Source organism: Streptomyces sp. NPDC002690 (assembly GCF_053592415.1).
This window is the reverse complement of sequence record NZ_JBSFVR010000715.1, coordinates 1-1495: the sequence shown is the minus strand read 5'-3', so window position 1 is coordinate 1495 and position 1495 is coordinate 1. Positions and strand designations below refer to the sequence as shown.

Here is a 1495-nt window from a genome sequence, read left to right as displayed (position 1 = left end):
CTCGATGTCCACGCTCCGGTACGCGGCCTGCGTCAGCCCGGAGCAGTCGAACCGTCCGTTCTGTTCGGCCGTACCGTTGCCGCCCCAGAGGTACGCGACCACATGGTCGAAGTGGCCGAGCAGACCGGCCCGTTCGAGGCTCGACTCCACCATGTCCAAGGGGCAGTTGCTCGCCACCGCCAGCGGCAGATGCCGGGCGGCAAGCCGTACGAGCGCGGTCGCACCCGGCATGGTCACCGGGTCGTCGGCGACCAGCGCCGTGAAGTGTCTGAGCAGACTGTCCGTCATGTCTTCGACGAAGTCCGGTTTCCCGCACTCCTCGGCCATGAGCGCGCCGCACTCGGTGTAGTGAACACCCTTGGCTCGTTCGGCGAATCCGGCCGGGGGGCGGAGGCCGAACTCGGTGAAGACCCGCTGACGGGCGTCCTGCCAATGACTTTCAGTGTCCATCAGGGTTCCGTCGCAATCGAAGACGATCGCCGACGGAGACCAGGAGAAAATGCGATGAGCTGTCATTTCTCTGCCGTTCTCGAAGAGCACGCCGGCCCCGCCCGGTCGGCGGGTGCAGTGACACAGGGCAGCGGGAAAGGCGCACTCGACTGCTGAGATCGCGATGACGAAGCGATCCCGGTGAACACACACGGAGACGAACGATGCCGTCTCCCGGGCATGCCACGACGGACGGATTTCCGTCCTTCTGAAGCAAGCCCAAAACATCGTAGGGGCTACGTTAATTTTTGGGCCGCGCGTCCCGCAATCACTACTTCGAGTGTTTGAGAGCCGATCGGATACGGGGTGACCCCCCGGAAGCACGTCGCGCCGGACCCCTGGAAGTTCAGCCACCGCCCCATCAACCACGTTAAAAAGAAGCCATGTTGGGCGCGGGAGGAACACAGCGACAGCGCAACGCGCGCGGGTACGTCCGCCAACCCGACTGCGAACCGGTTTACGAATTCATCAATGCCGCCCACGCGCGGGCACAGTCGAAGAATAATAAAATCTCCGCGCGTCGAATCCTCCGGCACCGGCCTCGGGGCACAGCCTTGCGCCCCACACCATCAGACACACGAACGAAAGTAGAACATTCGTGCAAGACAGAGCACAGGCAACCCGGAAAGTGCTCCTGGAATCGGCAGCACACCTTTTCGTCGAACAGGGATATGCGGGCACCAGCATCAATGAAGTCGGTGACCGTTCGGGTCGGACCAGCGGAGCGATCTACTTCCACTACTCCAGCAAGGAGAAGCTGGCACTCGCGGTCGTCCGCGCGCAGTTCGCCAGCTGGCCACAGCTGAACGCCCGGTACACCGCTCCGGGCATCCCGCCGCTGGAGAAGCTGGTCGCCCTCAGCTTCGATGTCGCCCACACCCTGCGGGAGGACGTCATAGCCCGCGCCGGCGCCCGCCTGTGGAACGAGCGCCGCAGCATCGACGCGGCCGTGCCCGCGCCGTTCGCCGGCTCGAAACCTGGCGAGAAGCGCCTGCGCGCCCAGGCG

The 1495-nt window shown here is 64.5% G+C and carries 2 protein-coding genes; one reads left to right on the top strand and one right to left on the bottom strand.

The window, feature by feature from the left end; all coding sequences use genetic code 11:
* A partial coding sequence (locus ACWD3D_RS36970) for an HAD hydrolase-like protein (protein ID WP_451465008.1) occupies nt 1-516 on the bottom strand: 516 nt, incomplete at its 3' end.
* Nucleotides 517-1087: 571 nt separating this feature from the next.
* Between ACWD3D_RS36970 and ACWD3D_RS36965 the strand changes: the two genes are divergently transcribed.
* On the top strand, nt 1088-1495 hold a 408-nt coding region (locus tag ACWD3D_RS36965; protein ID WP_451465007.1), incomplete at its 3' end, for a TetR family transcriptional regulator.